Genomic DNA, 5,390 nt, shown 5'->3' with positions numbered 1-5,390 from the left:
ACCATCTCCGCTGTGTTCATGAGGATGAGCACATCATCCTCGACGACGAGCGCGACGAGCTTTCGAAAAGACATTGGCTCTGCGGGCGTCGGATGGGCCTGGGCTTGACGGTCATTGAAGCAACCAGCGCGGAAGACGCCATCTCGGCGCTCCAGACCACGCATGTCGACATGCTCATCACGGACGTCAATCTTTCAGGTATGAGCGGTCCTGAACTCGCTTTCCGAGCGAGAGCCTTTCTTCCCGATATCCGTATCATTTTCGCGACTGGTGATAGCCAGCTTGAATATGACCGGGCGGATGCCCGGATTGCGCTTCTTGCCAAGCCTTATGACGGTAAAGCGCTGTCCAATGCAATTGCCAGCGCAGGCGTGGACGTGAGCGCTGTCGGCAGCCGGCAAGTCGGCGCCAGAGCGAAGGAAAAATAGGTGGATTGCTAGGCGCCGATTGCCGGATCATGCGTTTTCCCCTGAGGTGCGAATGGAGGTGGCGTGCGAACAGCAATTGTAACCGGCGGCGCTCAGGGAATCGGCAAGGGCATTGTTCAGGCAATGTTGTCGCAGGGCTGGCGCGTGGCCGTGTTGGATCGGGATAGCGAAGCAATTCGTGATCTTGCCGCAGAGAATCCCTCTGCCAATCTTATCGCGATACGCGCGGACGTCATCAGAGAACAGGATGTCTCCGGCGCATTCGAGAAGATCGCTTCCTGGATGACGGATAGTGGCGAAGAGGCGGGCATCGACCTGCTCGTCTCCAACGCGGGCATAGCCGATCCCATGAGCGGCCCTGTCGAGCAGTTGGAACTCAAGAAATGGCGGGCATGGCAGGATAGCCATGTGACGGGGGCATTCCTGATGGTCCGTTCGGCCGTTCCGCTGCTGCGGCAGCGCCAGGGATCGATTATCATCATGGCGTCGACGCGCGCAGTTCAGTCAGAGCCGAATACGGAGGCCTATGCGGCGGCCAAGGGAGCGCTTTGCGCTTTCAGCCATGCGCTTGCGATAAGTCTTGGCCCAGACATTCGCGTTAACGCGATCCTGCCAGGATGGATCGAAACTCGGCCCTGGGCCAAGGCTGGAACGCGCGAACCGGTCGAACACCGCGACATCGATCGTAGCCAGCACCCGGCCGGCCGCGTCGGAGAGCCGGCAGATATCGCAGCGACTGTCTTGTTTCTTGCATCGGAAGGGGCTTCGTTCATCACTGGTCAGCAAATCACGGTCGATGGCGGCATGACCCGCAAAATGATCTACGCGCACTGAACGAGGCAGGGTGGACAGGAATCTTCCCTCGTTCGATTGCGGGCATCCTGGGACCGGCCCTCATACCGGTGGTTCTGGCGCTCCCGCGTTCAGGCCATTCCGCATCAATTATCCGATGCAGGTTCACCATGGCACCATGATTGATGACAAGCGTTGGTAAGGGACTATTTCGAGAGGAAAATTATGCCCCATCACAAGGAAAGAGAAGCACGCAAGCCGACTGCCCGTCTGGCGTGGTACCTGCTTTTTGCATTCATAGCTGCTGGCATCCTGGTATTTGCCTGGACAAATATGCATGCTTGAAAGGCAGGTTTAGAGTTTTTCGTGCGATGACATGCCCATCATTGCTCGCCAGGTCATGCGATCGTCCAGTCTAGACACTGAAGATTTCGCGTCAGATCTTGCGAGTATTGCCGGAAAATTTCGAACCGCCCATATTTTCATCTTTTTGCGAAGGGAGAAGGCTGGGTTACACCCCGACATGGCTTTCTCCAGATCCAAGATCAGTTCAGAACTTAACTTCCTCCTTGTGCGTTGGTTCATGAACCGGGCCGCCATTGCACTGGCTATGGCCAAAGCGGCGATCGTACGAAAAGGGGTTTCTGCCTGTTCAACATCCGGGGGATAGCGAACTGGTTGGGTCATCTCATATTACGCCGGAACGCATCGAAAGCTGACAGCGCAGCGCTGAAGCACCGGTCTCACAGTGTCCTTCGATAGAGTATCAGGGACGCGAGGCATCTCTGTCGGTCTGGGGATAATCCTCGAGTTCGACCTCGCCAAGGATGTTCATGACAAAGCAGCATGCCGACCGCCTGGTAAGTAAGGCGTAGACGGGGCGGCTGGAGACAGGGGTTCGATAGATTCGCTCGCGGATATCTTGCCGCAGCATCGCGGACAGGCGCGACCGGGCAAGTCCATTCCCGTCCGCCTCTGCGTCAGACTTCAATCCTTCCCGCTTCATCAGGCAGGCATGGCAGGGGCGTCAGGGCTGTGCCCGTTCGGTCCCATTGTCGGCATTCACCTGATCAGCACCGCTTCTGTCTGTGCGGAAATAGCCTAGCGACAGAACGACCGCGAGAACGATAATCGTCAATGCAAGGCTGACATAGAGAATTGAGCGCGTGACGGGCGTCCTGGATCCACTTCGTGCTTCCTCCTTGGAGAGATGAACCACGGTTTCTCCGTCTTCTTGCCGCTTTTCCATATCGAATCTCCTGCTCAATCTCGCTCAACGTTTCACGGGAGCGATCCGCCAGACGGTGTTCGACAGATCGTCCGCGACCATCAGCGCACTTCTGACTGGATCGAAAGTGACGCCGACCGGACGGCCGCGCGCATGGCCATCCTTGATGAAGCCGGTCAGGAAATCCTGCGGCTTGCCCACCGGCCGGCCATTGGCAAATGGGATCCAGACAACCTTGTATCCCGACAGATCCTGCCGGTTCCAACTGCCGTGCTGTCCGACGAAGGCGCCCTGCGCATAGCGGTTTCCCAGGCCGGGGCCTGTGACGAAGCTGATGCCGAGCGCCGCGACATGCGATCCCAGCGCATAATCGGGCCTGATCGCACGACGGACCATATCGGGCTTCTGGGGATGCACGCGCGGGTCCAGATTCTGACCCCAATAGCTGTAGGGCCAGCCATAAAATGCGCCAGAGCGAACGGACGTCATATAATCCGGCACCAGTTGCGGGCCTAGTTCGTCCCGCTCGTTGACCACAGCCCAGAGCGCACGCGTCTGCGGGTTTATCGCCAAAGCCGTCGGGTTACGGATGCCCGACGCATAGGTCCGATGGGCGCCACTGAGCCGGTCAATCTCCCAGATGACGGCGCGGTCCTCTTCCACGGCCATGCCGCGCTCGCCTATATTGCTGTTGGATCCGATCCCGACATAAAGCCTGGTGCCATCCGGTCCTGCTGCCAGCGACTTGGTCCAATGATGATTGATGCGCGATGGGAGTTTGGTCACTTCTTCGCCACGCGTTGTGATGCGGGTCATGCCATCACGATAGGCAAAGCGGAGTAAGGCGTCCTGCGTCGCGACGTAGACCGCGCCGTCGACGAAGGCGAGACCATAGGGCGCGTTCAGACCTGTGATGAACTGGGTGCGCAGTTCGGCTGTCCCGTCACCATCGGAGTCGCGCAGCAATGTTATGCGATTGCCGCCTTTCACCGATGTCTTGCCCATGCTCTTGATATAGCCAGCGATCACATCCTTGGGGCGAAGAGCCGGGGCGGAACCGCCCGACCCTTCTGCCACCAGGATGTCACCATTGGGCAGCACGAGCGTCTGGCGCGGGACGGCGAGACCTGTTGCCAATGCCGTGACCTTAAACCCTGCGGGCGCGCGGGGCTGATCGCCATTCCAGCCTGCCGGCGTCGCGATTTTCATCGGCGGCAGAAGCGTCTGGCGCTGGTCCGGCAAATCCGGACGGGCACCCGCCTGGTCGAGGCCTGGCTGGCTGCTGCCGCAGGCGGCAAGCGGCAGGACGAAGGCCGTACCCAGGATAAGGCGCAAGGGGCGGCGAGGGCGGATCACAGCGTCTTCCCCGAATTGGCGTTGTGGGCAGACCAGCCTGCGGCGAGGACGAGGAGGCTAGTGACTGTCGAAAGTGCGACGCCGGCCGTGCCGACAGAACTCCAGCCGTCCTGGCTGTGCTGGAAGGCATCGATCAGGCCGCCTATCCAGGCGGCAGCCAACAGCGTGGCGTAGAGAATGGCTTGGCGTGTCCGCAGACGGAACGCGGCGATTATCGCCCAGAGGAGGGCGGGGCCGCCACCAATCAACGCCCCCGTGATGAGCCACGCGGCAAAATTGGTCCACTGGATTTCTGCCGTGTTCAGATAAGTGATGTCCGCGATCAAGGCGGCAGGAAAAAGCGCGAGCGGCCAGGATAGCAGCAGCGCGTGCAATGGGTGGAGCAGAGGCCGGATATGGGGCGCTGCAGTCGGCAAGGCATGTCTCCCGGTAGGATGTTATGCCAATGCCCGACGCTGACATTGGTTTCCCGCCGAGCGCAATTCATCCCGTTGTTACGAAACAGAAATCATTGAACCGGTGGGCGTCTGGCGTGTTGGAGGCATAGGCTGCGCCATGAAGGATGCGGCGCAGAAGGGGTGACACGGGCGCGATGCGCGATCGATGGATCTGGACGATACCAATCGCAGGGATGGCCTTGGCGTTGACCGGATGCAATGGCGAACAGTCAACCCTGCATGTTTTCGGCGCCGAAGCGCGGCAGGTGCGACAGATCGCGTTGATCCTGGCAATTGGCGCCGCTCTCATCGCTGTGATCGTCGCCTCGCTCTACGTCCGCGCGGTGCGAGCGCCCGAAGGTCGCTTGAGCCATGAACAGGGGATGCGGCTGGTCCTTTGGGTCGGCGCGATCGGCCCCGCGCTGATTCTCGGCGCGCTGTTGCTCTATGCCCTGCCGACGATGCGGCCGCGGTCCACTGAGGCGGGCGACCTCATCATCCGGGTGGAGGGTGAGCAATTCTGGTGGCGCGTGGCCTACCGGCCGGCGGATGGCCCCGAATTGGCTTCCGCCAATGAAGTGCGTGTACCTGTGGGGCGCACGGTGATTTTCGAGCTGACCGCGCAGGATGTGATCCACAGTTTCTGGATTCCAGGGCTGGCTGGCAAGATGGATATGATCCCCGGACGGACCAACCAGCTGGTCGTGCGCGCCGAAAAGACCGGTCGCTATCGGGGCGTATGCGCCGAATTTTGCGGGCTGAGCCATGCGTTGATGGCATTCGACGTCATCGCGATGGAGCCGGCCGCCTTCGACGCATGGCTTGCTGAGGCGAGCGCCGTCGTGCCGCTGCCTGCAATTGCCACCCCAGGCCGCACTTTGTTCGACGCGCAGGGCTGCGGCGCCTGCCATGCAATAGGCGGTACCCCGCACAAGGCAACCATTGGACCCGACCTCAGCCGCTTTGGCGAGCGGATGACGCTGGGCGCCGGGATATTGCCGCCCACAATTGAGGCTGTCGCCGACTTCATCCGCGCCCCGCAACAGGCCAAGCCCGGCGTACGCATGCCAGCCTACCCGCAACTGAGCGATGCTGATGCGCGGGCTATCGCCCTCTATCTCAAGGGGCTGCAATGAGTCTGCACGATCA

At 60.5% G+C, this 5,390-nt stretch carries 6 protein-coding genes; 3 read left to right on the top strand and 3 right to left on the bottom strand.

The features are described from left to right. Both VMR39_RS11660 and VMR39_RS11655 read left to right on the top strand, forming a co-directional pair. A partial coding sequence (locus VMR39_RS11660; RefSeq protein ID WP_325416128.1) for a response regulator occupies positions 1-428 on the top strand: 428 nt, incomplete at its 5' end. A gap of 63 nt (positions 429-491) precedes the next feature. After that, positions 492-1,262, top strand: a complete 771-nt coding sequence (locus VMR39_RS11655) for an SDR family NAD(P)-dependent oxidoreductase (protein WP_325416126.1) — start codon at positions 492-494, stop codon at positions 1,260-1,262. Positions 1,263-2,247: 985 nt separating this feature from the next. On the opposite strand, the gene VMR39_RS11650 is transcribed toward VMR39_RS11655, so the two are convergent. From VMR39_RS11650 to VMR39_RS11640, 3 genes are read right to left on the bottom strand one after another with little or no spacing between them, the layout of a single operon-like run. Further along, positions 2,248-2,469 carry a hypothetical protein gene (locus tag VMR39_RS11650; RefSeq protein ID WP_325416125.1) on the bottom strand — a complete coding sequence of 74 codons (222 nt, stop codon included), beginning with the start codon at positions 2,467-2,469 and terminating at the stop codon, positions 2,248-2,250. A gap of 24 nt (positions 2,470-2,493) precedes the next feature. Continuing rightward, positions 2,494-3,804: a PQQ-dependent sugar dehydrogenase gene (locus VMR39_RS11645; RefSeq protein ID WP_414712500.1), complete on the bottom strand. Its 1,311-nt coding sequence runs from the start codon at positions 3,802-3,804 to the stop codon at positions 2,494-2,496. Next, on the bottom strand, positions 3,801-4,220 hold the full coding sequence (locus tag VMR39_RS11640; protein ID WP_325416124.1) for a DUF2231 domain-containing protein: 420 nt from the start codon (positions 4,218-4,220) through the stop codon (positions 3,801-3,803). Before VMR39_RS11640 ends, VMR39_RS11645 begins: the two co-directional genes overlap by 4 nt. A 176-nt stretch (positions 4,221-4,396) precedes the next feature. Here VMR39_RS11640 and coxB point away from each other — a divergent pair, with 176 nt between their 5' ends. Continuing rightward, on the top strand, positions 4,397-5,377 hold the full coding sequence (gene coxB / locus VMR39_RS11635) for a cytochrome c oxidase subunit II (protein WP_325416123.1): 981 nt from the start codon (positions 4,397-4,399) through the stop codon (positions 5,375-5,377). The last annotated feature ends 13 nt before the right edge of the window (positions 5,378-5,390 follow it).

Source organism: Sphingobium sp. (assembly GCF_035511395.1).
Lineage (GTDB): Bacteria > Pseudomonadota > Alphaproteobacteria > Sphingomonadales > Sphingomonadaceae > Sphingobium.
Note: the sequence above shows the minus strand (reverse complement) of the source record. Positions and strands in the feature narration are given on the sequence as shown.